This is a genomic window from Pigmentiphaga sp. GD03639, assembly GCF_029845405.1.
Classification (GTDB): Bacteria; Pseudomonadota; Gammaproteobacteria; order Burkholderiales; family Burkholderiaceae_B; genus Pigmentiphaga; species Pigmentiphaga daeguensis.
In genome coordinates this window covers 16,297-40,479 of the sequence record NZ_JAOCLR010000024.1, presented here as the reverse complement: position 1 = coordinate 40,479, position 24,183 = coordinate 16,297, and the positions used below count along the sequence as shown (strand labels likewise).

Genomic DNA, 24,183 nt, shown 5'->3' with positions numbered 1-24,183 from the left:
AGTGGAGGCCGCATGGCCAATCCGATTCTCAGACAAAAACTCTCCAGCGGCGAATTCATCGTCATCCCGGGCGTGCAGGACATGATCGCCACCATCATGACCACCAAGGTCGGTTTCGACATCGTCTACGGTTCGGGCTATTGGCTCACGGCCTCCAACCTGGGGTTGCCGGACGCCGGCATCGCCACCTATACCCAGATGGTGGATCGCATGCGCACCATCACGCGCACGACCTCGGCGGCACTGATCGCCGACGCGGATACGGGCTATGGCGGCTTGCTCAATGTGCACCACACCGTACGCGGCTACGAGGAAGCCGGCGTCACCGCCATCCAGCTGGAAGACCAGGAGTTTCCCAAGAAGTGCGGCCATACGCCCAACAAGCGTTGCGTACCGATCGAGGACATGGTCGACAAGATCAAGGTTGCCTGCGATGCCCGGCAAGACAAGGAAAACTTCCTCATCATCGCCCGCACCGATGCGCGCGCCAGCCTGGGCGTGGATGACGCCATGCGCCGCATGGAAGCCTATGCGAAAGCCGGCGCCGATATCCTGTTCTTCGAGGCCCCCCAGAGCGAAGAGGAAATGCGCCGCGTTTGCGAGGCCTTCGACCTGCCCATGATCGCCAACATGGCCGACGGCGGCAAGACCCCGATCCTGCCGGCTCATGTGCTCAAGGAAATTGGTTTCTCGCTCGCGATCTTTCCGGCCATGACCAGCCTGGTCGCGGCCGCGGCGATGGAAAAGGCGCTGCGCCACCTCAAGGAGACGGGCACCAGTCTGTCGCCCGACATTCCCATGGCCGATTTCAGGGAGTTCTGCGAACTGATCGGCTTCGGGGAGGTGTGGGATTTCGAGAAGCGCTGGGCGCGTTGACGTATTCGGGAGCCCGAACGTGGACAGGTTCGAATTTTCCACCGTACCGCAGCTGATCGTGGAGCGGGGCGCCGCGCGTCGCTTGGGCCGGCTGCTGCGGGACCGTCATTCCGCCATGCGCCTGTGCCTGGTCACGGACCGGTTCCTGCATGCCAGCGGACTGCTGGCGCCCGCGCTGGCCGATTTGCGGGACCACGGCTGGGAGGTCACCGTCATCGACGACGTGGTGGCGGATCCACCCGATCATGTGGTGGCGAAAGCGGCCGATCGCGCGCGCGATGCCAGGGCGCAAGTCGTGCTGGGCATGGGCGGCGGGTCTTCGATGGACGTGGCCAAGCTCATCGCCGTGCTTTGCGGCTCGGCCCAGCCTCTGGCCGAGATGTATGGCATAGGCAAGGTCGCCGGTCCGCGCCTGCCGTTGATCCTGATGCCCACCACGGCGGGCACGGGTTCCGAGGTGACGGCGATCTCGATCGTGACGACGGGCGAGACCAGCAAGAGCGGGGTCGTCTCGCCGTTGCTGATGGCAGACCTGGCCATCCTGGATGCCGAACTGACCGTGGCACTTCCGGCCGCCGCCACGGCAGCGACGGGCATAGACGCCATGGTCCATGCGATCGAGGCCTATACGTCGGCGCGATTGAAGAACCCCTTGTCCGACATGCTGGCCCGGCGCGCCATGCAATGGCTGTCGAGGAATCTGCTGCTGGCCTGCCGCGAACCCTCGAATCTGGATGCGCGCGAGGCCATGCTGCTCGGGGCCATGCTGGCCGGGCAGGCGTTTTCCAATGCGCCCGTCGCGGCGGTTCATGCATTGGCCTATCCCCTGGGTGGGCATTTTCACGTGCCGCATGGACTGTCCAATGCCCTGGTCCTGAACCACGTGCTGCGTTTCAATCTCCCTGCCGCGCGGCCGCTGTACGCCGACTTGGCACGCGTGGTGCAGGCAGAGTATGCCGGCGCCGATGATCTGGCGGCGGCGGATGGCTTCATCCGCTACATGGAAGAGCTGGTGCGCGCAACCGGCATTCCCCGTTCGTTGCGCGAAGTGGGCGTGGCGCAGGCCGATCTTCCCATGCTCGCGCGCGATGCCATGATGCAGCAGCGATTGTTGGTCAACAATCCGCGGCCGGTGTCGGAAGAGGACGCGTTGGCGATCTATCGAGCGGCGTTCTGATCCACGGGGGACGAGGCGCGTTCGAGCAGCGCGAACTGGGCCGACCGCAGGTGGCCATGCATGACCGCGCGTGCCCATTCGGGGTCGCGCGCGGTGAATGCATCGATCAGTTCACGATGATGCTGGAAAGTACGCGCCAGGCGCGAGCGGTCGTAGCTGCGCCGCGTCAGCAGGATGATCTTGATGTCCACGCCCTTGGTGCGCATGGCCAGCAGCCGCGGGTTGCCGGCGGATTCGGAGATGCGCGCGTGGAAGTTCCGGTTCAGCGGGGCGATGCGGTCGAGGTTGGCGGGACTGATGTCCGGGCCGCGTGATTCCATCTCGTCCTGGATCTCGTGCAGCTCGGCCAGCGTGGCCGGGCTCATGCGGGTCGCGGCCAGGGCGGCCAGTTCCGATTCGATCAGGATGCGCACCGCGTAGAGATCCCGGATTTCCTGGGTGGTCCAGGTTCGCACGGTGGCCCCCGCGTTGGCGCGCAAGATCAGCAGGCCATCGGCCACGAGCAGCCTGAGCCCTTCGCGTACCGGCGTGCGCGATAACCCCAGTGCTTCCGAAACTTCCTTTTCCGTGATGCGCGCGCCCTCGGGAAACCGGCCCGAGATGATGCCGTCCCGCACGTAAGCGTAGGCTTGCTGGACGGACGGGGCCCGCGTGGTCAGATCGGAGGACAGCGAATACGTATCGGACGAGAGCGTCGGTACGGACGAAGATTTCGAAGTAGGGGACATGCGCGCGGCAGCCAGGCTTGGTGCAACAACTATAGCGGATATGCCGCCAGGCATGGGGCGGCTGGCATGGGCCGGCGTGCCGCAGATTAGGCCGCGCGCCGGCCCACGTAGCGGGTAACGAAGGCCGGCCCGCGGTGCCCGTCTCCTTCGTCCAGTTCCACCTCGCCTTCCCAGCCGTGCACTTCCTCGAGCAGGCCGGCGAAGTCCGCGCGTATCGTGGCCAGGTCGCTCAGCATGTCGACGTCACGGGGACCGCCGCTCCGGTAGGCCAGCTGGCGCGGGTGGAAGGATTCCAGGACCAGCCAGCCGCCGGGAGCCAGCGCGCCCGCCAGGCGACGGTGGGCGTCGGCCCGGAAGCCGCTGGGCAGGTGGACATAGATCAGCACGACCGCTGCACAGGTGGCCGGCGGCGGTGTCCAGGCGGCCAGGTCCGCGTTCAGCGTGGTGATGGTGACGCCGCGGTTCGACGCCAGGGCCAGCGCCTTGTCCAGTCCGACCTGCGAATTGTCGACCGCCAGCACCTGGTGTCCGCGCTCGGCCAGCCACACGCTGTTGCGGCCCTCGCCATCGCCGGGCAGCAGCACCCGGCTACCGGCCGGCAGGCGGGGTTCCTGCTCGGCCAGGAAGCGGTTGGGCGCGGTTCCGTACTTGTAGCCAGGTTCGGAAAAGCGTTGATCCCAAGTCTTCATACCGCTCGATATCTCCGATAGGGGGACTTACTCGTCTTGTTCCCTGAGTTCGTACCACATGGCGTTCAGGACGGCGAAGGTCGCCGCCAGGCCCAACCCCAGTATCCAGGAAAAGTACCACATGCTCGTTCCTCCCAGGTGTGTCAGTAGGCGTGGTTGCCGGGTTCTTTCAGGGACGCTTCGTCGACCTTGCCCCACAGGACCCGGTAGACCCAGGACGTGTAGGCGACGATGATCGGGACGAAGATGGCCGATGCCACCAGCATGATGAACAGCGTCAGGTGGCTGGACGAGGCATCCCAGACGGTCAGGCTGGCCCGCGGGTCGGCGGACGACGGCAGCAGGAACGGGAAGATCGAGACGCCCACGGTCAGGATGATGCCCAGTATGGCCAGCGAGCTGGCCAGCAGCGCACCGACCTCGCTGCGCACCCGGAGCAGCAGCAGGGCCAGCGCGGAGCCGGCCAGGCCGGCGGCCGGTGCGAGCATCAGCCACGGATGGGCCGCATAGTTGTCGAACCAGGCGCCCGTCGCGGTTTCCGCCGTCTTGCGCAGCGGATTGGAGGCGCCCAGGGGATCGATGGCGCTCGTGATCCGGTACCCGTCCACCCATGCCCACAGCGCGATGCCGCCCAGCGCGAACAGCAGCAGCGTCAGGAACGCCGCCGCGCTGCCGTAGCGGCGCGCGCGCTCGGCCACCTCGCCGCTGGTCTTCAGGACCAGCCAGCACGCGCCTTGCGTGGCCAGCATGGCCACCGATACCAGGCCGCACAGCAGGGCGAAGGGCGACAGCAGTCCGAAAAAGCTGCCGTCGTAGAAGATGCGCAGATCGCCGTCGAGCCTGAAGGGCACGCCCAGCAGCACGTTGCCCACCGCCACGCCCAGGATCAGCGAGGGCACCAGGCCGCCGGCGAACAGCGCCCAGTCCCAGACCGCGCGCCAGCGCGTGCCTTCGCGCTTGCTGCGGTACTTGAAGCCCACCGGCCGCAGGATCAGCGCGAACAGGATGGCGAACATCGCGAGATAGAAGCTCGAGAAGGACACCGCATACAGCGGCGGCCAGGCGGCGAAGATGGCGCCGCCTCCCAGGATCAGCCACACCTGGTTGCCTTCCCACACGGGGCCGATGGTATTGATGACCACGCGGCGCTCGATGTCGGTGCGGCCAACGAAGGGCAGCAGCATGCCCGTGCCCAGGTCGAAGCCGTCGGTCAGCGCGAATGCGATCAGCAGGATGCCCAGCAGCGCCCACCAGATCAGGCGCAGCACGTCGTAGTCGATGAGTGTGTGCAGAATCATGGCTTACTCCTGGGCGGTAAGGCGTTGGGACAGGTGCGGGGCCACGAGCCGGACTTCCGGATCGGGGTCGGGTTCCACGCCCTTGCGAATGGCGCGCAGCATCAGGCTCATCTCGACGATGAACAGCACGGTGTAGAGCGCGGTGAAACCCAGGATGGTCAGCAGTACCGTCTCCACGCCCAGGTCGGAGACGGCGGCGGCGGTGGGCAGCACGCCTTCGATGACCCACGGCTGGCGGCCGAACTCGGCCACGATCCAGCCCATCTCGGCGGCGATCCAGGGCAGCGGGATCGAGAACACCGCGACCTTGAGCAGCCAGCGGTGCGCGTCGAGCCGGCGGCGGGCCGACATGATGAAGAACGTGGCCGTCAGCAGGATGAAGAAGAAACCCAGGCCGACCATGATGCGGAAGGACCAGAACAGCGGCAGGACCATGGGCACGGTGTCCCAGGCGGCCTGGTCGATCTGCGCGGCCGTGGCCTGGCGCGGGTCGTCCAGGTAGCGCTTGAGCAGCAGGGCGTAGCCGAGGTCGCGGCCGTGCTCCTCGAACGCGTCGCGGTCGGCAGGCGCGATGGCGGCGGAGCTTCCCGCCGCGCGTATGCGCTGCAAGGCGTCGAAGGCCACGATGCCGCTGCGTATGCGGTCCCGTGCGTGGTCGACCAGCGTGGTGATGCCGGGGATCTCGGTGGTGAGCGAGCGCGTGCCGATCAGGCCCATGACGGCCGGGATGCGGATGGCGTAGTGGGTCTCGCGCGCCTGCTGGTCGGGGATGCCGACGATGGTGAAGGGAGCGGGCGCGGGCTCGGTTTCCCACATGCCTTCGATGGCGGCCAGCTTCATCTTCTGGTGCTCGGTCGACAGGTAGCCGCTTTCGTCGCCCAGGACCACCACCGACAGCGCCGAGGCCAGCCCGAACGAGGCGGCCACCGTCATCGAGCGCTTGGCCACGTCGATGTGCCGGCCCTTCAGCAGGTACCAGGCCGATACGCCCAGCACGAACACCGAGGCGGTCACGTAGCCGGCCGATACCGTGTGGACGAACTTGGCCTGTGCCACCGGGTTCGTCAGGACGGCGAAGAAGTCGCTGACTTCCATGCGCATGGTCTCGGGATTGAAGGCCGAGCCGACGGGGTTCTGCATCCACCCGTTGGCGATCAGGATCCACAGCGCCGAGAAGTTCGATCCCAGCGCCACGCACCAGGTCGCCACCAGGTGGCCGACGCGCGACAGCTTGTTCCAGCCGAAGAAGAACAGGCCGACGAAGGTCGCTTCCAGGAAGAAGGCCATCAGGCCTTCCAGCGCCAGCGGCGCGCCGAAGATGTCGCCGACGTAGTGGCTGTAGTAGCTCCAGTTCATGCCGAACTGGAACTCCATCACCAGGCCGGTGGCCACGCCCAGCACGAAGTTGATGCCGAACAGCGTGCCCCAGAATTTGGTCATCTGCCGCCAGATCTTGCGCCCGGTCATGACGTAGACCGTCTCCATGATGGCGATGACGACCGACAGGCCCAGCGTGAGCGGGACGAAAAGGAAGTGGTAGAGCGCCGTCAATGCGAACTGCAGGCGCGAGAGTGAAACGATGTCGAGGTCCATGGTGCCAGCTTCCTCCTCAGTCCGGGCGCAGGGTGTGAAGTTGATGATCGAAGGCGGGAGTGCCGCGGCGCAGGTCGGCGGCCACGATGCCGGCGGCCAGCACGACGATGCGGTCCGCCAGGGCGGCCTCCCGCCTGATATGGGTGGCGATGAGAAGGGTCCGGCCATGGGCCTGTCCGGCCAATCGGTCGACCACGTCGCGCGCGGTCGGCGCGTCCAGCCCTTCCGTGGGTTCGTCCAGCAGCCACAGCCGCGTGGGGCGCAGGAACAGCCGCGCCAGCGCGAGCCGGCGTGCCTGTCCGGCGGACAGCCCCAGGCCGCCTTCGCCCAGCCGCGTATCCAGGCCGGCGGGCAGGGCGGCGATGGCCTGGTCCAGGCCCGCGGCCCGCAGCGCGGCCCACAGCTCGTCGTCGCTGGCATCGGGGCGGGCCAGGCGCAGGTTGTCGCGCACGCTGTCCTGGAACAGCTCGGTGCGCTGGGTCAGCAGACAGGAGGCGGGGGCCTGGACCCGCCCGCCGGAGGGCAGCCGTTCGCCCGCCACCAGGGCCAGCAGCGTCGACTTGCCCGCGCCGCTGGGGCCGACCACCGCGACTCGCTCGCCGGGCCGGACCACGAGCGTGACATCCGCCAGTGCCAGGCCGGCGGGCAGGCCGGGCCGGCTTTCGTGGCCCAGGCTGGCGTGTTCGAGCCGGATGTCGCCGGAGGCGGCGCGGGGCGGGGGCGCGGCGGGTGCGTCCAGTCTTGGCGCCAGGCGGCGGATGGCCAAGAGGGTGCGGCCCAGCTCCAGGATTCCCCGCCGCAGCGGCGTGAGCGGTTCGGCGCTTGCCAGCACGAGCAGCAGCGCCAGCGCCGCCACGGGGGCGCCGATGGCCGAGCCGGCCACCAGCAGGACACAGGCCGCCAGCGTGGCGCCCATGGCAAGCGTGCCCGCCATGGCCTGCAGGAACCCGCCTTGCGTGTCGGCGCGGTTGATGGTGTCGTCGGCGGCGGCCAGCCGGTGTTCGGTCCGTGCCAGCAGCCGGCATCGCTGCGCCAATTGGCCGGCCATGGCCAGTTCGGTCTGGCCGGAGACGAGGTCGATGGCCTGCGCACGCAGGGCTTCGAGCGCATGGGCGCGGCGGCAGGCGGCGCGGCGGCTGCGGCGCATGGTCCAGGCCAGTATGCCGGCGCCGGCGGCCAGCAGCCAGCCGGCCATTGCCAGGCCCAGCGGCAGGCTGATCACGCCCAGCGTGACGCCGGCCAGCGCGATGGCGGCACAGGCGGCCCCGGCGGGAACCAGCACGCGCAGGTACAGCGCGTCCAGCGCGTCGGCGTCGGCGGTCAGGCGGAACAGCAGCCGGGCCGGCCGGGCGAGCAGCTTGCGCGCGGCCTCGGGCCGGGCCCAGCCCGCGAACAGCCGGGGACGCAGCGCGGCGATGACCGCCAGCGCCGCATCGTGGGTGACGACCCGCTCGCCATAGCGGGCCGCCGTGCGGACCAGGGCCAGCAGCCGTATGCCGGCGCCGGGAGTGAACACGTCGAACGCCAGGGCGGTGCCGGCGGCCAGTCCTGCCAGCGCGGTGGCGGTGATGAACCATCCGGACAGGCCCAGCAGCCCCATGCCGGCGAAGACCGTCAGCGCGGCCAGCGCGATGCCGCTCCACAACAGGCGCCGCCGGCCGGCGAAGAACAGCCGCAAGACGGCGCCAATGGAGGCCTTCATGACGCGGCCTCCATGACGTCCAGCGCGGCCAGGTCCATGCCGGCCGGCGCCGCGCGCGGGGGGGCCAGGTCGATCACCCGGTCCATGCGCGAGGCCAGTTCGGGGTCGTGCGTGGCGACGATCAGGGTCTTGCCCGCGGACTGCGCCAGCAGCCGGCGGGTCAGCTCCCGGGCCGTGGCGGCGTCCAGGTGGGCGGTGGGTTCGTCGGCCAGCCACAGGTCGCTGCCGGGCGCGGCGACTGCCCTGGCCATTGCCAGGCGCAGGCATTCTCCGCCGGACAGGCCGGTGCCGGCTTCGCCCAGCGGGCGTCCAGCTTCGCGTCCCGCGAGCAGCTCCAGGGTCGCGGCCCGCAGGGCGCGGTCCACCGCCCGCGGGTCCACGTCCGGGCGGCCCAGGGCGACGTTGGCGGCCAGCGTACCGGCAAAGACATGCGGCTTCTGCCCTATCCAGGCCATGCGTGCCCGCAGACGCGGCGCGTTCTGGTCATCCAGCGCCACGCCGTCGATGAGGACGGCGCCGGACTGGGCCGGCACGAGGCCGGCGATCAACGCCAGCAGCGTCGACTTGCCCGCGCCGCTCGGTCCGACGATGGCTACCCGCTCGCCCGGGGCCACGCGCAGGTCCAGGCCGTCGATGACCGGTGGCGCCGAATCGGCGTGCGCGAAGCGCAATTGGACGAGTTCGACGGCGGGGGGAGGGCGACGGGCGGGCGCGTCGTCCGGCGAGGGCAAGGGGAGGATGCCGCCCACCAGCTTCGTGGGCGCGGCGGCGAGCGCCCGCAGCGCCTCCAGCGCCGCCCGGCCCGCGGCCCGGTCATGCCAGGCCGTGGAAAGGTCGCGCAGCGGTTCGAAGAAACTGGGGGCCAGCAGCAGGACGAAGAGCCCCTGGCCGAGGGAGAGCGGACTGCCCCAGGTGCCGAAGGGCAAGGTGCCCAGCAGGTGGAATCCTACGTAGACCGCGACCATGGCGACCCCGATGGCGGAAAACAATTCCAGCACCGCCGAGGACAGGAAGGCGATGCGCAGTACCGCCATGGTACGCGTATGCAGTGTTTGTGCAACGTATGCCAGCCGTCCGGTGGTGGCGTCGACGGCGTCCAGCGCACGCAGCGTGGCCAGCCCGCGCAGGCGATCCAGCAGGAAGGCGTTCAGCGTGCCCATCTCCGCCAGGTGGGCCTGGCTGGCGCGCTGGGCGCGCCAGCCCACCAGCGCCATGAAGACCGGGATCAGCGGGGCCGAGGCCAGCAGGACCAGCGCCGCGACCCACGACAGCGGCGCGACGGCCGCCAGGATGGCCAGCGGCACGACCAGTATCTTCAACTGGATGGCGGGATAGCGGGCCAGGTAGGGCAGCGCGGCATCGGCCTGTTCGGCCAGCACGCTGGCCGCGTGGCCGGCGGCGGGGCGGCGCTTGTCCAGCGGGGAACCGCTTGCCAGCGCGTCGACCGCGGCGGCACGCAGCGCCGACAGGCGGCTCCTTGCGACCTGGAAGCTCAGGCGCGTTCCCCACGCATCGCACGCCGCGCGCAGGGCGCCGGCAAGCAGGAAGGCCGCGGCGGACACCAGGCCTGCGGCCACGTCGCCGGGATCCGCCGCCATGCGCTGCACCGCCGCGGCCAGGATGCCGGCCTGGGCCAGCCACGTCAGCGATCCGGCCAGTTGCAGCCAGTCGCCGGGGGAGGGGCGAAGCGCGTCGCCGGAGCGCGCGCAGGCGGGGCGGGACAGGGGCGTACTCCCGTTGTACGTTGGGCTACGCCTAAGGTATCAGTGCTCGGCCGTACGTGACAATGATCTACGTCAAGTCGCGACATTCGGTCGCGCCTTCGGGGGCGGCCGGCGGCAAAAAGAAACGGCCCCGTCTAGGGGCCGTCGTTCAATCGCGGTAGCCGTGGCGCCGGTAGTGGCGCTCTTCGCGGTAGCGCTCGCGCTCCCAGCGCCGCTCCTGTTCCCAGCGCCTTTCCCGCCAGTACGGGTCGTAGGGCACGTAGCCGACCGGCCCGGGGATCACCATGACGGGGGGAGGCGGGGGCACGTAGACCGGCGCGGGGGCCACGTAGACCGGTGGCGGGCCATAGACGATACCTGGTATACCGATGCCTATGGATACGCTCACGCGGGCCTGGGCCGTCGCGCTGACGGCCAAGAGGGCCGCGGCCATCAGCCCTGCCATTGCCAGCCGTTTCATACAGATTCTCCGAAACTGCGATAGTCCGACTGTAGGGGCGATTTCCGGCCGGCGGTTTGTGCGGGCTGTTGCAATCGTCGCTACATGTAACGGCCCCGGGGCGGGCGTCGCGGTTCGCGTTGCCCCGCCGCGACGCCATCAGTATCCGACGGTGAAGCGCCGCCCCGTATGCGCGGGCTTTTCCACTTCGTCCAGCATCGCGATGGCGAAGTCTTCCATGGAGATCCAGCTGCGGCCGTCCGCCGCGGTCAGCAGCGTATCGCCGCCCAGGCGGAACGTGCCCGTGCGCTCGCCCGGCGTGAACAGCGCCGAGGGCGACAGGAACGTCCAATCCAGGTCCTTCTCGGTCCGCAGGGCGTTCAGCCAGTCACGCCCGGCCAGCGCCTCGGGCTTGTACTCGGCCGGGAACGTCGGCGTGTCCACCAGCGCGATTCCGGGAGCCACCTCCAGGCTGCCGGCGCCGCCCACTACCAGCAGTCGCCGCACGCCGGCCTGCCTGACGGGGCCGAGGACGGCGGCCAGAGGCGAGGTGGCGAAGCGCACACTGCTGATGACCGCGTCCTTGCCGCGCAGGGCGTCGGCCAGCTTCGCGCCGTCGGCCAGGTCGACGTCCAGGGTCTCCAGGCCGGGGCGTGCGGCGAGCTTCGAGGCGTGGCGGGCGAGGGCGGTGACGTGGTGGCCGCGGGCCAGGGCTTCGTTGACGAGGCGGCTGCCGACGTTGCCGGTGGCGCCGAGGATGGCGATGTTCATGGAAACTCCTTGATAGTGAGGGGACGGAGGGAAACCGTCGCGACAGCCATCAGCTTAGGGGCTGTCCCATGAGGGAAAAACAGGGGTGGCCGCCATAGTTTGTTTCGGTTTACGGTCAAATGCGGGCTCCTTTCGCAGCGTCGTAGGCAAGGGTTACATCCCATTCCTGTTCCCCGGGAAGCGACAAGCGTATAGATAGGGCCCATGTCCGACGGCCGCGGCCGGGCATTGCGCTTGCTACGGCCCGGGGCGGACACTCTGCCGCTGTCCCCCAAGGAGCCCATATTGACCACCATGCTTCGAGGTCCCGCGCACAGAATGGCCGGGAACGACACCGCCTTTTCGATGGAAGGCGCGCCGTCCCCCGGGCGGCGCGCCGATACGGCGCCGCTTGACAATCGCGCGGCGGAACTGGCCGCCGGCCTGCGGGATGCGCAGGCCCATATCGATCCGAAGTTTCTTTACGACGCGCAAGGGTGCGTCCTGTTCAACGCCATCTGCGAACTCGAGGAGTACTACCCGACCCGCACCGAGCGGGCCATCTTCGAGGCCCATCGTCCGGCCATCGCCCGGTCCCTGCCGCGCCGCATCCAGTGGGTGGACCTGGGCTGCGGAGATTGCGCGAAGTCCCGTTCCTGGCTGGCCCACGTGGACGCCTGCCGATATCTGGGCGTGGACATCGCCGCCGACTGCCTGCGGCACGAGGTGGCGGCGCTGGGGCGCAAATTCCCCCAGATCGCCTGCGTGGCCGTGGAGGCGGACTTCTCGGGCGACCTGGACCTGCGCCGCCACCTGGTCGATATCGAGGAGCATCCGCCGGTGTTTTTCTACCCCGGATCGTCCATCGGCAACTTCGATCCGGAGCGAGCCGTCGCGCTGATGGCCGCGATCTGCCGCCAGGCCGGTCCGCGCGGCAGTCTGTTGATCAGCGCCGACCTGCGCAAGGACAGGCGCGTGATGGAGCGCGCCTATGCCGACGACCTGGGCGTGACGGCGGCATTCAACCGCAACGTGCTGCGCGTATGCAACCGGGTGCTGGGCAGCGACTTCCAGCCGGCCGAGTTCGACCATGAGTCGCGCTTCGACGATGGCCACGGCCGTATCGAGATGCGGCTGCGGGCCCGGCAGCGGCAGCGCGTACGCTGGGGGACGTCGGAGCGGATATTCGAGGCAGGCGAGGAGATCGTGACCGAGCATTCCTACAAGTACACGCCGGCGCAGTTCGATGCCATGCTGGCGCAGGCGGGTTTTTCGGTGCGCAACATGTGGACCGATCCCCGTTCGTGGTTCGGCGTTTTCCTGGCCCAGCGATGAACGCGCGCGACGATGTGTTCGTTCCCGAGTTGCTGGCCCGCCGCGTGGCGGCCGTGCGCGAGGCGACGCTGGCCCTCCTGGACGGGTTGACGCCCGAGGACTGCATGCTGCAGTCCATGCCCGAGGCCAGTCCGGTCAAGTGGCACGTCGGCCACGTCGCGTGGTTCTTCGAGACCTTCGTGCTCGAACCGTGGCAGCCGGGCTTCAGGCCCTTCGATCCCGCCTTCCGCGAGCTGTTCAACTCCTACTACGTGGGCGTGGGCGAGCGGCATCCGCGCGGCCAGCGGGGGCTGCTCTCGCGTCCGTCGCTGGACCGGGTCATGGCCTACCAGCAGTCGGTGCTGGAACGCCTGCTGGCCTGGATGGACGATGACGCGCCGCCGCGGGCGCTGGCGCTGGTCGAGCTCGGCCTGCATCACGAACAGCAGCACCAGGAACTGATCGCGACCGACCTGAAGCACCACTTCTGGCACAACCCTCTGCTGCCCGCGTGGCGGCCGGCCCGGGCCAAGGAACCGCCGTCGGAACCCGGGCCGGCGGCATTCCTGCGCTATGACGAGGGACTGGCGGACGTGGGGCATGCGGGCGAAGGCTTTGCCTTCGACAACGAGGCGCCGCGGCACCGCGTGTGGGTCGATGCGTTCGAACTGGCGCAGCGCCCGGTCTCGAATGCGGAATACCTGGCCTTCATCGAGGACGACGGCTATGGCCGGCCGGACTTGTGGTTGTCCGACGGCTGGGATGCGCGCGTGCGCGGTGGATGGGACATGCCGCTGTACTGGATGCGGCGCGACGGCCGATGGATGTGCCATACGGTGGCCGGGCCGCTCCCCATGGACCCGGCCGAGCCCGTCTGCCACTTGAGCTATTACGAGGCCGATGCCTATGCCCGGTGGGCGGGCGCCCGGCTGCCGACGGAACAGGAATGGGAAATCGCGGCCGCGCGGGCCATGGCCGAAGGCGCCGGCCTGCCGGCCGATGGGGACTTCGCCGAGTCGGGGCTGCTGCATCCAGCGCGGCTGCGCGCCGATGCGCCCGGTTTCCTGGGCGGTGTCTGGCAGTGGACGCAAAGCGCCTACCTGCCGTATCCGGGTTTTCGTCCCGCCGCCGGCGCGGTGGGGGAATACAACGGCAAGTTCATGATCAACCAGATGGTGCTGCGGGGCGGGTCCTGCGCCACGCCTCGCAGTCACATCCGTGTCACGTACCGCAATTTCTTTGCGCCTGGCTCGCGCTGGCAGTACGCCGGCCTGCGGCTGGCGCGATAAGGAGCCGAGCATGAAGGAACCCGAGAAGCGGCGGCCGGAACGGACCCGGGCCCAGGACGACATGGGCCGGGGCGAGCCGCGGCTGCCCCACGAGCACGACGAATCGCACGACAGCCAGGAAAGCGCGCCGCGCAAGGTGATCGAGCAGGCCTACGAGGATGTGCAATCGGGCCAGGAAGACACCGACCTGCGCTCCAGCGGAGGCCGGCGCGAGCCGAGCGTGCCGCGCAACGAACGCTGAAGCGGGCGGGGCCGTTTAGCGCGCCTTGCCCTTGGGGGCGGCGGTATCGGCGTTGCGGCGGGCCTCGCGCAGGTTGGCCAGCAGGCCCTGGCAGTCGGCGTCGGTGCCAGGGCCGGTCTCGATCAGCGGGATCAGCGCGGCCAGCGGATTGATGAATGCCAGCGCGACGGAAGCGCCCGCGCGCGCGAACAGCGAGGCTTTGTCGATCTTGAAGTCGGGGGCGCCGAAAGTGCCGACGATGTCGATGGGCGAGCGGGCCACCAGTATGCTCTTGTCCTTGGGCCGGGGTTCGAAGCGCAGCCCCAGGCGTTCGTTGCGCAGGTCTATGGTCCCATGGCCGTCGATGCGCGTGTCGTCGGTGTCGACGACCAGGGCCTGCGAAGTGGCGATGCCGTCCTTGACCCCGAAGGTGGCGACCGCGCAGCGCAGCCGCGTGTCCTTGTCTCCGCCGATCAGGAATCCCAGCGCCTGGGAGGCGTCCAGGCCGATGGCCTCGACCAGCAGGTTGGAGATCTCGCCGCCGGTCACGGCCACGCCCACGGTGCCGTCGGCACGCCCCAGCATGGCCCGTATCGAGTTGCCGGCGGTCTTGAGCTTCACGTCGGCGCCCAGCGTACCCTCGCTTTTCTGCATCAGTTTCACGTCGGGGAACAGCCGGTTCAGCCGGGCCCGCCGCACGCCGATATGGGCGTCGGTGCGTATCACCGGCTGGCGTGCGTCCAGCGTGATGTCCGAGCGCAGCTCGCCGCCCGCATAGCCGAAATTCAGCGGCACCAGCTTGAGCACGCCGTCCTGCAGCACGAGGTGGGCCGAGAAATCGTCGAAGGCCCAGGGGCCTCGCACGCGCACGTCGCCCGCGTCCAGCGTGACGTCGGCGTCGATGGCGTTGAGCCGCTCCAGCCTGAACTCGGCGTCGGGCAGGATGCGGCGGTCGGCCGCCGGCCGGGGCGCGGCCTGCTCCTTCTGCGCCGTGGCATCGTCGCGCACGCCGATCAGGGGGCCGAGATCCTTCATGTCCAGCACGCGGCTCTTGAGCTTGGCGCGCAGCATGGGCTTGTCGCGGCGCATCTCGTAGCTGGCGTCGCCGGAGATGTCGGTCGAGCCTATCCTGCCGTCCATGCCCGTCAGGCCGAAGTTCATGCCGTCGCGCTTCAATCGGCCCTTGATGCGGTAGGGCGGGGTGGTGGGCAGGGGCAGGTTGATGTACGGATACAGCGTGGACAGGGTCGGCCCGGCGATGTCCAGCGCCACGTCCACGGAGGCATCGCCGAACGGATCGCCCACCTGGCCCTCGGCCCGGATGCGGGTGGGGCCGCCCTTGGCATCGATGAAGAACGGAAAGGGCGTACCCGAATCGCGCAGCGTCAGGATGCCGCCGGTGCGCGCCACGCCGCCGAAGGCGGCGTCATGGTAGTGGCCGCCGAATTCCAGCTTCATCCCGTAGGCCGGCCCGGAGGCGGGCGTCTCCATGCTGTCGGCCTGCAAGTAGGCATCGGCCTTCAGCACGCGGTCGTCGTAGTTCACCTTCACGCGGTTCAAGGACAGCGCGCGCACCACCACGTCGGGGGGCGGTCCGCCATCGTCCTGCCGGGCCAGGGTCCAGTTGTTGGCGCCCGACGCATCGCGGGCCAGATGGGCCTGGGCGCCGTCCACCGACAGCAGGTCCAGCACGACGGCGTGCCGCAGCAGGGGCAGCAGCCGGACCTGGACCTCGATGGATTCGGCCTGCAGCATGCGCTCGGGCTTGGCGCCGGGAATGTTGTCCACGGCCAGCCCGTGCAGGCGGATGCGGGTGACGGGCCGCAGCCGCATGCGGAAGTCCTCGAGCACCACTTGCCGCCCCAGCCTTTCGGTGGCCAGTCTTTCCACCGGCCCCCGCAGGAAGCGCCAGTCGGTCAGCAAGGCGGCGACAACCAGAAGGACGACGACTCCAGCAACGGCGGCAAGGATTCCTTTTGTTCGCATCGGCAGGTTCCGCGAGTGGGGGATACCCCTGTCCCCGCGTTTTAACGGCTCACGGCTGTTTGCGCAATTCCGCGGGCGGCAGCTTCATCAGGTCGCGGTACTTGGTTACGGTGCGCCGTGCCACCACCACGCCCTGTTCGGCCAGCATCCTGGTCAACGAGACGTCGGACAGGGGGTCGCGGCGATCCTCGGCGGCGATCATGTCGCGGATCAGCGCCCGCACGGCGGCGGCCGAACATCGGCCGCCGGTTTCGGTGGCCAGTTCGCGCGAGAAGAAATGCTTGAACTCGAACACGCCGCGCGGCGTGGCCATGTACTTGTTGTTCGTCGCCCGCGACACCGTGGATTCATGCAGGTCCAGTTCTTCGGCCACCTTGCGCAGCACCAGCGGCTTGAGCGCGATCTCGCCATAATCGAAGAAGGTGCGCTGGTGCGCGACGATGGCCTCGGCCACGCGCTGGATGGTGGTGAAGCGCTGTTCGACGTTGCGTATCAGCCAGCGTGCTTCCTGCAGTTCCTGCGCGAGCGGGGCGCGGTCGTCGCAGCGCGCCTTGCGGAACAGGTTGGCATAGGCGTGGTGCAGGCGAGCCTTGGGCATGACCGCGGGATTGGTGGAGATCACCCATTTGTTCCGGACCTTGCGCACGATCACGTCCGGCACGATATGGTCGGTGCCTTCTTCCGAGAACGCCAGGCCCGGCCGGGGCGTCAGGCTGCGAATAAGGCGGCAGGCCACCGCCAGGTCTTCGTCGTTGCATCCCAGCCGGCGGCGCAGTTCGGCCGTCTCGCGGCGCGCCATCAGGTCCAGGTAGCGGTCGGCGATCGCCATCGCCAGCGCGCGCCCCGGCGTCGTCTCGGCCAGCGCTGCCAGCTGCAGGCGCAGGCATTCTCCCAGGTTGCGCGCGGCAAGCCCCGGAGCGTCCAGGTGCTGGACCAGGGTCAGGGCGACCATCCATTCGTCGTGCGTGGGGGCGGGTTGTACGGCGAGCGTGGCCGCCAGATCGTCGAAGTCCTGGCGCAGATAGCCGTCCTCGTCCAGCGCCTCGATGATGATCTCGGCCAGCAGCCGGTCGCGGTCCCCGAGCCGGTAGCCGCACAACTGCTGGTGCAGGTGGTCGTGCAGCCCCATGGAACTGTGCGTCCACTGCCCGATGTCGGGACGATCCTCGCCATCGTCGTCGCGCGTCCGGGTGCCGGCGTAGCTGCCGCCATAGGGTTCCGGGTCGAACGCGGGCGGTGGGGGTTCCTGGGCATCGTCGGCCTCGGCGGAGCCGGTGGTGTTGCGGTCCACGGAAAGGATCGAATCGCCGGCTTGCGCCCCCGAAGAGGCTTCCTGGTCGTCTTCCTCCAGGAAGGGATTGTTCGCGATGGCTTGCTGCAGCTCCTGTGTGAACTCGAGCGCGGACATCTGCAACAACTTGACGGACTGCTGGAGCCTGGGCGTCAAGGAGAGTTGCTGCCGCACACGCATGTCGTAAGTAGCTTGAACCAATGCTGTCTCCCATGCTTGGCCGGAGGGTCGGCCGTTGATGTCGCAATCCCCCTACTTGCAAGCTTCGTGCCAATGCGAAGACGTAGGCACGGCGCGCCGGACGGTGGAAAATAGCGTGCAGCTCTTGCCGGTCCGGTAAGTTTTACCGGTGCGGTCGCCGGCGGCCAGGGTCCATGCTCGACGAAACGGGTCTGTCTCGTAACAGAATGAGAAGAACATGCGAAGCTTCCTGCGCGTCCTCCTGTACGGCCTGTGCGCGGCGCTGTTGTGCCACTGCGCCAGTCCGCTTCCCGATCCGGCCAGCGGCGTGGAGCCGCGCCGCAAGGTACGCATCTCCAGCGACGCGGGGCTGCTGACCTACCGCGAGAGCCGCCGCATCATCCAGCAACTGGACGCGCGGGCCAAGGCGGGTGATTTCCTGGCGCGGCACCTGCAGGTCGAGGAAGCCGTGGCCGATGCGCCGCTGGTCGTCGGCAACGAAGTGCGGCTCTTCGGCGACGGGCCCAGCACCTACCGCGCCATGGAAGAGGCCATAGGCGCCGCTCGCCGCTTCATACACCTGGAAAGCTACATCTTCGAGGACGACCAGATCGGCAACCGCATCGCCGAGATGCTCATCGCCAAGCGTGCGCAGGGGGTCGCCGTGGCCGTCATGGTCGATGACATCGGCACCTTGTCCGTGCCGCCCGATCTTTTCGACCGCATGCGGCAGGCCGGCGTCCAGGTGGTCTTCTTCAATCCCGTCAACCCGCTCAAGAGCCGGGGCGGATGGTCCATCAACGAGCGCAGCCATCGCAAGATCCTGGTGGTCGATGGCGAGATCGCCTTCGTGGGCGGCATCAATCTGAGCGACGTGTACGCGTCCCGGCCGGTGGCCGGTTCGGCCCGGGCCCACGACGCCGGCAGCCGGGAGGACGCGCCCTGGCGGGACACGCACATCAGCATCCGCGGTCCCGCCGTGCCCGACGTGGAGCGGGTATTCCTGGAGGGGTGGCGCAGCCAGGGCGGGCCGCCGCTGGGCGATCTCGATTTCCTGCCGCAGCAGCCCCGGCGCGGGCCGCACGTGGTCCGCATCCTGGTCAACCGCCCGGGTTCGGCGGACAACCACGCCATCTACCTGACGCTGCTGTCCGCCATCAACAGCTCGCAACGGTCCGTGCACATCACCATGGCCTATTTCGTGCCCGATCCGGGCTTCATCGAGGCCCTGGCCGATGCCGCGCGCCGTGGTGTCGACGTGACGCTGCTGCTGCCGGGATTCAGCGATTTCTCGATCGTGCTGCATGCCGGCAGATCCCACTACGAAGAACTGCTCGAGGCCGGCGTGAAGATCTACGAGCGCAAGGATGCGCTGCTGCACGCCAAGACCGCCGTGGTGGACGGCGTCTGGTCCACGGCCGGATCCAGCAATCTCGATTGGCGCAGCTTCACCTTGAACCACGAGATCAACGCGGTGATCCTGGGCGCCGATTTCGGCGCCCAGATGGAAGCCCTGTTCGAGCGCGACAGGCAGGCGTCCGAACCGGTGTCGCTGGAGCAGTGGAAGCGGCGGCCGCTGACGGACAGGCTCAAGGAATTCATGTCGCGCCTGCTGGAGCGGTGGCTGTAGCGGCGGTTCTAGGCGTCGCCGCCGTGCTTGTAGGTGTCCAGCCGGTTGTAGAGCGTCTTGAGGCTGATGCCCAGCGTGCTGGCAGCCTGGCGCTTGTCGCCGCCGAAGTGGGCCAGCGTCGCGAGGATCAGCTCCCGCTGCGCGTCGGGCAGCGGTATCCCCACCGCCAGTTCCAGGCTGCCCTCGCGCCGGACCACCCGGCGATTGCGCGGAGCGGGTTCGGGATTCTGCACCTCGACCTCGTCGTCGGCCAGAATGAACGCCCGGTGCACGGCGTTCTTCAGTTCCCGGACGTTGCCCGGCCAGTGGTACTGGCGCAGGCCGTCCAGGGTGCCGCGGGCGAAACGCTTGCGGGTCTTCTCGGTTGCGTTGAGCTGGTCGAGGAAGCGCTGGGCCAGCAGTTCGATGTCGGCGGGACGCTCGCGCAGCGGCGGGACCCGCAGCGGGAACACCGCCAGCCGATAGAGCAGGTCTTCGCGGAAGCGTCCTTCCCGCACCGCCACCTGGGGGTCGCGGTTGGTCGCGGCGATGACCCGGACGTCCGCGGAAATCTGTTCCGTTCCGCCGACACGGTGGAAGGCCGAGGTCTCCAGCACGCGCAGCAGCTTGATCTGCATCTCCGGGGCCATTTCCGTGATCTCGTCCAGGAAGATGGTGCCGCCGGCCGCACGTTCGAAATATCCCACGTGCTGCTGGATGGCGCCGGTGAAGCTGCCTTTCTCGTGTCCGAACAGTTCTCCCTCGATCAGCGTCGAGGGGATGGCACCGCAGTTGACCGGGATGAAGGGGCCGGTATCGCGCGGGCTCTTCTCGTGCAGGGTGCGCGCGACCAATTCCTTGCCCGTGCCGCTTTCGCCCACGATAAGCACCGTCAGCGCGGTGGGCGCCACTTTGTCGATCTGCTGGTACAGCTCCCGCATGGGTATCGAGGCGCCGTACAGCAGCCCGTAGTGCTGGGGCGGCGGAGCCGGGCGCACGGGTTCGGCCGCGATCGGGGCGGCGGGGCCGGACGCCTCGTAGGGCGTATCGGTGTCCAGGATCGGTGCCAAGGCTTCGTCAGGGCGCATCGCCTGTTCCTTCCGCATGAGTCTCCAGGGTGGGGCCGGGGCGGGAGTGCCCACGGCAGGGCGGGAGTCCCATTCTAAGCAAGGCGTCCCCCGCCCAGGAAGCCGGTCGCGGGGGGTATGGTAACGGGCTGTCGCAAGCCCCGCGCGGGTCGGGGGAATTTACAAGTTTTCATGTAATTCTTACCTATTGCTTGCACTTGGGCCAGGAGAGCGCGGGCCGGAACGGAAACTGCGGCGGCATGGGGCCGAACACCGCGCCGGATCCGTCCCCGGCCCCTGGGGCAGTCTATACAAGGAGTAAGCAATGTTGCGATGGGCAGCCATTTTCTTCGTAATTGCCTTGATTGCCGCATTATTCGGGTTTGGCGGGATCGCCTCCGGAGCGGCGGAGATCGCGAAGATCCTGTTTTATATTTTCGTCATCGTCTTCGTGGTCACGCTCCTGCTTGGAGCGTTCCGACGATAGGGATGGCGTCTGGAACGTCAAAAGGAGCGAATATGGGCAAGTATCGGGTTGCGGGACTGCGCGACGTGGAGGGCGCCATCGGCCAGGTTCGGAGCCTGGTCGAGGATGCCGAGGCGCTCCTGCGGAACACCGCCGGCCACGCGGGCGGCGAACTCGAGGCGGCGCGGGCGCGGCTGCGCGACCAGCTGGACCGGGCCCAGGACCTGTTCCAGGACGCGCGCCGCAGCGCCGCCGAGTCCTACCGGCAGGCGTCCGCCCAGACCGATGCCTATGTCCATGACAATCCCTGGCGGGCGGTGGGCATCGCCATCGCGGTGGGCGTCGTCATAGGCCTGCTCGCGCCCAGGCGCTAGCCGCCGTTTCCGTCCCCCCGTTTCCAACCTCATCGTATCGAGGAGCCTGACTGCATGCCGCATGTCCTGATCGTGGACGACGAACCGAATACCCGGGCAGCCCTGGCGGAAATCGTCAGCGCCGAGGGGTTCACCAACGCCGTTGCGGGCGACCTCCGGGAGGCCCGCATTCAGATCGTGCGCCAGAGTCCCGACGTCGTGCTGACCGACCTGAAGCTGCCGGACGGCAGCGGGATGGACCTGTTCAAGGAGCTGGACCCGTCCATCCCCGTGGAGGTCATCCTGATCACCGGCCACGCCAGCGTGGAGAGCGCGGTCGACGCTCTTCGCCTGGGCGCGGCCGACTATCTCATCAAGCCGATCAACATGCAGCGCCTCAAGGCCATCCTGGACCGCATTCCGCGGGCGGGCGACCTGAAGGCCGAGATCGGTTCGCTGCGCGGCGAGCTGCGCCGCTTCGGCCGCTTCGGCCGCATGCTGGGCGGTTCTCCCGCCATGCAGGACCTGTACGACCAGATCGGCAAGGTCGCGCCCACCGAGGCGACCGTGCTGCTGATCGGCGAAAGCGGCACGGGCAAGGAGCTGGCGGCCCAGACGCTGCACGACCTGAGCCTGAGGCGCAAGCGCCCGTTCCTGGCGGTGAACTGCGGCGCGATTTCGCCCAACCTGATCGAGAGCGAGATGTTCGGCCACGAGCGCGGCAGCTTCACCGGCGCCGAGCGCCAGCACAAGGGCTATTTCGAACGTTCGCACGGCGGCACGCTGTTCCTGGACGAGATCACGGAGATGCCCATCGAGCTCCAGGTCAAGCTGCTGCGCGTGCTCGAGACCGGATTGTTCATGCGCGTCGGTACCAACCAGGAAACCGAATGCGACGTGCGCATCATTGCCGCCACCAACCGCAACCCGCAGGAAGCGGTGGCCGACGGCAAGCTGCGGGAAGATCTCTATCACCGCCTGAACGTCTTTCCCATCCATCTTCCGCCCTTGCGCGAGCGGGCCAAGGACGTCGAACTCCTGGCCCAGAGTTTCCTCGACATGCTCAACGAGACGCACAAGTCGGCCAAGGCCTTCTCGCCCGCCATGCTGGCCGACATGGCCTCGCATGCCTGGCCCGGCAACGTGCGCGAACTGAAGAACTACGTGCATCGTGCCTTCATCATGACCGATGGCGGCCTGATCGACACGGTGGCGGCGCCCATTCAACTGGCGCCTGCCGGCAAGACGGAAAGCGAGCCCATCGTCACCATACCCGTGGGTACATCGCTTGCTGAGGCGGACCGGCGGCTGATCTTCGCCACCCTGCAGCACTGCGGGGGAGTCAAGAAGCACGCGGCCGAAGTGTTGGGCATCAGCCTGAAGACGCTCTACAACCGGCTGGAGGATTACGCCGCAGACGACGCCCGCGAGGCGGACATGCAGGACGTGCCGGTTTCCTGAGCGCGCCTGCTGCCGTCGCGAAAGGCGCCAAGCGCCATGGAGCCCTGATATGTCCCCGTCGTACGCGCATTCCGTTCCCCCGGATCCTCCCGTCAAGGATCCGCCACCGGTCGGCGATCCCCCCAACCAGCCGGTGGGGGATCCGCCGGTGCCGCCGGCCCAGCAGCCCGATCCCATCGATCCCGAGCTGCCTCCTCCGCCTCCCGCGCCGCCGGGCGAATAAGGCGCGGCACGCTACGTGCTGGCAACTCCTCATCCGTGATTCGAGGAGATTGCCGTGTCGCTCATCGTCGCTGCCCGTTTCGACTCCTTTCCCGAGGCCGAGGAGGCCGGCCGCAAACTGTTCGTCGCCGGCTTTGCCCATGAGGACGTCTCCATCTTCTTCGTCAATCCCGCCGGCCAGCATGACCGCTATCCCCTGGGCGGAGACCAGGCCGCCGACCCGGGCGCGCGCAAGACCCGGCGCGGCGCCGTGGCGGGCGCTGCCCTGCTGGGCCTGCTCGGAGCCGTCATCGGCTCCATCGTCTGGCTGTATGCCGCCGGCTCCGTGCTCGCGCTGATCATCGCGGTGGGTGTCGGCGCCTACATCGGCTCGCTGGGCGGCGCACTGGTGGCCACCCGCAGCGCCTCGCGCGCCTACCGGGCCGGCCACAGCACGGGAATGCGGCGCGCCGGCGTCCTGACGGCCGTCCACGTCACCGTTGCCACCGAAGCCGCCGCCGCGCAGGTGCTCAGGGACTGCGGCGGCAAGGACGTGGAGCAGGCCGAGGGCCGGTGGCGCGACGGCGACTGGGTGGACTTCGACCCCGTGGCCGCTCCCGTCCTGAGCGACAAGGTGCAGGCCAGGCCGTCCGATGCCATGGATTCCCGGGAATCCCGCGCCATGCAGCACTGACCCCGAGCGCTACCCGGGATGTCAACGGCCGCGGGTCGCGTCGTCTTCGTCGTCGCCGGGGTGCGAGCGGGCCAGGCGTTCCTCGTCCACCACCTCGTCGGGCAGCACGTCGGCGCCGGTACGTTCTTCCTCGTCGGGGTCGACGGAGAGCCGTTCTCCCGTCCTGCTCGAATCCGTGCCGGCCTCGTCCTCGGGCAGCCCGGCCAGATCGCTGCCGGAGTCGGAGGTATCGCTGGGACCGAGTTTGCCGTTCTTGCTGCTGTCTTCCGGCAGGCTTTCGCCCGTGCCTAGCAAGGTACTGTTGGACATGGCGTGCTCCTTTTCACAAGCTTGGCAGGGGAATTGTCGCGCCGCGCGACATCCCCGCTCAAGCCTGCCGACGCAAACCGCGTACCCGGCCGCGAGCCGCCCTAGGCGGTGGCCGGCGTCTTGTCCTTGTATTCGCACAGGTCGGCGATGCCGCATTGCGGACATTTGGGCTTGCGCGCGACGCAGATGTAGCGTCCATGCAGGATCAGCCAGTGGTGGGCGTCCAGCAGGAACTCCTTGGGCACGACCTTGAGCAGCTTGTCCTCGACCTGGCGCACGGTCTTGCCCGGCGCGATGCCGGTGCGGTTGGAGACCCGGAAGATGTGCGTATCGACCGCCATGGCCACCTGCCGGAAGGCGGTGTTGAGCACCACGTTGGCGGTCTTGCGGCCCACGCCCGGCAGGGCCTCCAGCGCGTCGCGGTCGGCGGGTACTTCCCCGCCGTGCTGTTCCAGCAGGATGCGACAGGTGGCGATCACGTTCTTGGCCTTGGTCTTGTACAGGCCTATGGTGCGTATGTACTGGCTCAGCCCCTCTTCGCCCAGGGCCAGCAGCCGCTCGGGCGTGCCGTGTTCGGGGAAGAAGCGCCGCGTGGCCAGGTTGACCGACTTGTCCGTGGCCTGCGCCGACAGCATGACGGCGATCAGCAACTGGAAGGTCGACCCGTATTCGAGTTCGGTCTGGGGGGAGGGATTGGCGGCGCGCAGGCGCTCGAAGATCGCTAGTCGTTTGGCGGTGTTCATTCGGACACGGCTTGGGCCGTTGTT

At 68.5% G+C, this 24,183-nt stretch carries 25 protein-coding genes; 11 read left to right on the top strand and 14 right to left on the bottom strand.

The genetic code is table 11. The annotated features are described in order from the left end of the window. Positions 1–12 precede the first annotated feature (12 nt). Positions 13–876: an isocitrate lyase/PEP mutase family protein gene (locus N5K27_RS21430; protein ID WP_279818632.1), complete on the top strand. Its 864-nt coding sequence runs from the start codon at positions 13–15 to the stop codon at positions 874–876. Positions 877–895: 19 nt separating this feature from the next. Then, positions 896–2,053, top strand: coding sequence for an iron-containing alcohol dehydrogenase (locus N5K27_RS21425; protein ID WP_279818629.1), 1,158 nt, complete (start codon positions 896–898; stop codon positions 2,051–2,053). Here the strand turns inward: N5K27_RS21425 and N5K27_RS21420 are convergent. The 9 genes from N5K27_RS21420 to N5K27_RS21380 all read right to left on the bottom strand — a co-directional run bounded on the left by N5K27_RS21420 (position 2,035) and on the right by N5K27_RS21380 (position 10,997). After that, positions 2,035–2,781 (bottom strand): GntR family transcriptional regulator, encoded by a 747-nt coding sequence (locus N5K27_RS21420; RefSeq protein ID WP_165963221.1) that lies wholly within the window; start codon positions 2,779–2,781, stop codon positions 2,035–2,037. The two genes, N5K27_RS21425 and N5K27_RS21420, sit on opposite strands and share 19 nt — an antisense overlap. 86 nt (positions 2,782–2,867) lie before the next feature. Continuing rightward, positions 2,868–3,470 (bottom strand): class I SAM-dependent methyltransferase, encoded by a 603-nt coding sequence (locus N5K27_RS21415; RefSeq protein WP_132980053.1) that lies wholly within the window; start codon positions 3,468–3,470, stop codon positions 2,868–2,870. 27 nt (positions 3,471–3,497) lie between these two features. Then, complete coding sequence (gene cydX / locus N5K27_RS21410; RefSeq protein WP_087841421.1) at positions 3,498–3,593, bottom strand: cytochrome bd-I oxidase subunit CydX; 96 nt, start codon at positions 3,591–3,593, stop codon at positions 3,498–3,500. A gap of 20 nt (positions 3,594–3,613) precedes the next feature. Further along, positions 3,614–4,768 carry a cytochrome d ubiquinol oxidase subunit II gene (cydB, locus tag N5K27_RS21405; RefSeq protein WP_087841420.1) on the bottom strand — a complete coding sequence of 385 codons (1,155 nt, stop codon included), beginning with the start codon at positions 4,766–4,768 and terminating at the stop codon, positions 3,614–3,616. Between the two features lie 3 nt (positions 4,769–4,771). Beyond that, positions 4,772–6,361 carry a cytochrome ubiquinol oxidase subunit I gene (locus N5K27_RS21400; protein WP_279818625.1) on the bottom strand — a complete coding sequence of 530 codons (1,590 nt, stop codon included), beginning with the start codon at positions 6,359–6,361 and terminating at the stop codon, positions 4,772–4,774. Positions 6,362–6,377: 16 nt separating this feature from the next. Then, the gene (locus N5K27_RS21395; RefSeq protein WP_279818624.1) at positions 6,378–8,063 is read right to left on the bottom strand and encodes an ATP-binding cassette domain-containing protein; all 1,686 of its coding nucleotides are present in this window, start codon (positions 8,061–8,063) and stop codon (positions 6,378–6,380) included. Continuing rightward, positions 8,060–9,721, bottom strand: a complete 1,662-nt coding sequence (gene cydD / locus N5K27_RS21390) for a thiol reductant ABC exporter subunit CydD (RefSeq protein ID WP_279818701.1) — start codon at positions 9,719–9,721, stop codon at positions 8,060–8,062. Before cydD ends, N5K27_RS21395 begins: the two co-directional genes overlap by 4 nt. A gap of 214 nt (positions 9,722–9,935) precedes the next feature. Continuing rightward, a complete protein-coding gene (locus tag N5K27_RS21385) occupies positions 9,936–10,247 on the bottom strand; it encodes a hypothetical protein (RefSeq protein ID WP_087841416.1) in 312 nt (103 codons plus the stop codon). Between the two features lie 138 nt (positions 10,248–10,385). Next, complete coding sequence (locus N5K27_RS21380) at positions 10,386–10,997, bottom strand: NAD(P)-dependent oxidoreductase (RefSeq protein WP_087841415.1); 612 nt, start codon at positions 10,995–10,997, stop codon at positions 10,386–10,388. 318 nt (positions 10,998–11,315) lie between these two features. Between N5K27_RS21380 and egtD the strand changes: the two genes are divergently transcribed. The 3 genes from egtD to N5K27_RS21365 are packed head-to-tail and all read left to right on the top strand — an operon-like array spanning position 11,316 to position 13,820. Further along, on the top strand, positions 11,316–12,311 hold the full coding sequence (egtD, locus tag N5K27_RS21375) for an L-histidine N(alpha)-methyltransferase (protein ID WP_279818622.1): 996 nt from the start codon (positions 11,316–11,318) through the stop codon (positions 12,309–12,311). After that, a complete protein-coding gene (gene egtB, locus N5K27_RS21370; protein WP_279818621.1) occupies positions 12,308–13,579 on the top strand; it encodes an ergothioneine biosynthesis protein EgtB in 1,272 nt (423 codons plus the stop codon). The genes egtD and egtB overlap by 4 nt, the downstream gene beginning before the upstream one ends. 10 nt (positions 13,580–13,589) lie before the next feature. Continuing rightward, positions 13,590–13,820: a hypothetical protein gene (locus tag N5K27_RS21365; protein ID WP_087841412.1), complete on the top strand. Its 231-nt coding sequence runs from the start codon at positions 13,590–13,592 to the stop codon at positions 13,818–13,820. A gap of 15 nt (positions 13,821–13,835) precedes the next feature. Here the strand turns inward: N5K27_RS21365 and N5K27_RS21360 are convergent, their stop codons facing one another. Together N5K27_RS21360 and N5K27_RS21355 are read right to left on the bottom strand one after the other, a co-directional pair. Then, a complete protein-coding gene (locus N5K27_RS21360) occupies positions 13,836–15,785 on the bottom strand; it encodes an AsmA family protein (protein ID WP_279818620.1) in 1,950 nt (649 codons plus the stop codon). Positions 15,786–15,834: 49 nt separating this feature from the next. Continuing rightward, the gene (locus tag N5K27_RS21355; protein WP_279818619.1) at positions 15,835–17,277 is read right to left on the bottom strand and encodes an RNA polymerase factor sigma-54; all 1,443 of its coding nucleotides are present in this window, start codon (positions 17,275–17,277) and stop codon (positions 15,835–15,837) included. 217 nt (positions 17,278–17,494) lie between these two features. Here N5K27_RS21355 and cls point away from each other — a divergent pair, with 217 nt between their 5' ends. Continuing rightward, a complete protein-coding gene (gene cls, locus N5K27_RS21350) occupies positions 17,495–18,886 on the top strand; it encodes a cardiolipin synthase (RefSeq protein WP_279818617.1) in 1,392 nt (463 codons plus the stop codon). Positions 18,887–18,894: 8 nt separating this feature from the next. On the opposite strand, the gene N5K27_RS21345 is transcribed toward cls, so the two are convergent. Next, entirely contained in the window at positions 18,895–19,971 is a 1,077-nt protein-coding gene (locus N5K27_RS21345; RefSeq protein ID WP_243724576.1) for a sigma-54 dependent transcriptional regulator, read from the bottom strand. Between the two features lie 286 nt (positions 19,972–20,257). Here N5K27_RS21345 and N5K27_RS21340 point away from each other — a divergent pair, with 286 nt between their 5' ends. From N5K27_RS21340 to N5K27_RS21320, 5 genes are read left to right on the top strand one after another with little or no spacing between them, the layout of a single operon-like run. Further along, on the top strand, positions 20,258–20,419 hold the full coding sequence (locus N5K27_RS21340; protein WP_087781354.1) for a DUF1328 domain-containing protein: 162 nt from the start codon (positions 20,258–20,260) through the stop codon (positions 20,417–20,419). A 32-nt stretch (positions 20,420–20,451) separates the two neighbouring features. Further along, complete coding sequence (locus N5K27_RS21335; RefSeq protein WP_087841408.1) at positions 20,452–20,772, top strand: DUF883 family protein; 321 nt, start codon at positions 20,452–20,454, stop codon at positions 20,770–20,772. Between the two features lie 54 nt (positions 20,773–20,826). After that, positions 20,827–22,212 carry a sigma-54 dependent transcriptional regulator gene (locus N5K27_RS21330; RefSeq protein WP_087841407.1) on the top strand — a complete coding sequence of 462 codons (1,386 nt, stop codon included), beginning with the start codon at positions 20,827–20,829 and terminating at the stop codon, positions 22,210–22,212. 49 nt (positions 22,213–22,261) lie between these two features. Continuing rightward, a complete protein-coding gene (locus N5K27_RS21325; RefSeq protein WP_165963223.1) occupies positions 22,262–22,435 on the top strand; it encodes a hypothetical protein in 174 nt (57 codons plus the stop codon). 54 nt (positions 22,436–22,489) lie between these two features. Further along, positions 22,490–23,107 (top strand): hypothetical protein, encoded by a 618-nt coding sequence (locus tag N5K27_RS21320; protein ID WP_279818613.1) that lies wholly within the window; start codon positions 22,490–22,492, stop codon positions 23,105–23,107. 21 nt (positions 23,108–23,128) lie between these two features. Here the strand turns inward: N5K27_RS21320 and N5K27_RS21315 are convergent, their stop codons facing one another. Next, positions 23,129–23,416, bottom strand: a complete 288-nt coding sequence (locus N5K27_RS21315) for a hypothetical protein (protein WP_279818611.1) — start codon at positions 23,414–23,416, stop codon at positions 23,129–23,131. A gap of 101 nt (positions 23,417–23,517) precedes the next feature. Continuing rightward, positions 23,518–24,159, bottom strand: coding sequence for an endonuclease III (gene nth / locus N5K27_RS21310; protein WP_087841406.1), 642 nt, complete (start codon positions 24,157–24,159; stop codon positions 23,518–23,520). Positions 24,160–24,183 lie beyond the last annotated feature (24 nt).

Coding starts and splice junctions, on each gene's coding strand:
- N5K27_RS21430 (WP_279818632.1), top strand. CDS start 13: ATGGCCAATCCGATTCTCAGACAAAAACTCTCCAGCGGCGAATTCATC.
- N5K27_RS21420 (WP_165963221.1), bottom strand. CDS start 2,781: ATGTCCCCTACTTCGAAATCTTCGTCCGTACCGACGCTCTCGTCCGAT.
- N5K27_RS21415 (WP_132980053.1), bottom strand. CDS start 3,470: ATGAAGACTTGGGATCAACGCTTTTCCGAACCTGGCTACAAGTACGGA.
- cydX (WP_087841421.1), bottom strand. CDS start 3,593: ATGTGGTACTTTTCCTGGATACTGGGGTTGGGCCTGGCGGCGACCTTC.
- cydB (WP_087841420.1), bottom strand. CDS start 4,768: ATGATTCTGCACACACTCATCGACTACGACGTGCTGCGCCTGATCTGG.
- N5K27_RS21400 (WP_279818625.1), bottom strand. CDS start 6,361: ATGGACCTCGACATCGTTTCACTCTCGCGCCTGCAGTTCGCATTGACG.
- N5K27_RS21395 (WP_279818624.1), bottom strand. CDS start 8,063: ATGAAGGCCTCCATTGGCGCCGTCTTGCGGCTGTTCTTCGCCGGCCGG.
- N5K27_RS21385 (WP_087841416.1), bottom strand. CDS start 10,247: ATGAAACGGCTGGCAATGGCAGGGCTGATGGCCGCGGCCCTCTTGGCC.
- N5K27_RS21380 (WP_087841415.1), bottom strand. CDS start 10,997: ATGAACATCGCCATCCTCGGCGCCACCGGCAACGTCGGCAGCCGCCTC.
- egtD (WP_279818622.1), top strand. CDS start 11,316: ATGGCCGGGAACGACACCGCCTTTTCGATGGAAGGCGCGCCGTCCCCC.
- egtB (WP_279818621.1), top strand. CDS start 12,308: ATGAACGCGCGCGACGATGTGTTCGTTCCCGAGTTGCTGGCCCGCCGC.
- N5K27_RS21365 (WP_087841412.1), top strand. CDS start 13,590: ATGAAGGAACCCGAGAAGCGGCGGCCGGAACGGACCCGGGCCCAGGAC.
- N5K27_RS21360 (WP_279818620.1), bottom strand. CDS start 15,785: ATGCGAACAAAAGGAATCCTTGCCGCCGTTGCTGGAGTCGTCGTCCTT.
- cls (WP_279818617.1), top strand. CDS start 17,495: ATGCGAAGCTTCCTGCGCGTCCTCCTGTACGGCCTGTGCGCGGCGCTG.
- N5K27_RS21345 (WP_243724576.1), bottom strand. CDS start 19,971: ATGCGGAAGGAACAGGCGATGCGCCCTGACGAAGCCTTGGCACCGATC.
- N5K27_RS21340 (WP_087781354.1), top strand. CDS start 20,258: ATGTTGCGATGGGCAGCCATTTTCTTCGTAATTGCCTTGATTGCCGCA.
- N5K27_RS21335 (WP_087841408.1), top strand. CDS start 20,452: ATGGGCAAGTATCGGGTTGCGGGACTGCGCGACGTGGAGGGCGCCATC.
- N5K27_RS21330 (WP_087841407.1), top strand. CDS start 20,827: ATGCCGCATGTCCTGATCGTGGACGACGAACCGAATACCCGGGCAGCC.
- N5K27_RS21325 (WP_165963223.1), top strand. CDS start 22,262: ATGTCCCCGTCGTACGCGCATTCCGTTCCCCCGGATCCTCCCGTCAAG.
- N5K27_RS21315 (WP_279818611.1), bottom strand. CDS start 23,416: ATGTCCAACAGTACCTTGCTAGGCACGGGCGAAAGCCTGCCGGAAGAC.
- nth (WP_087841406.1), bottom strand. CDS start 24,159: ATGAACACCGCCAAACGACTAGCGATCTTCGAGCGCCTGCGCGCCGCC.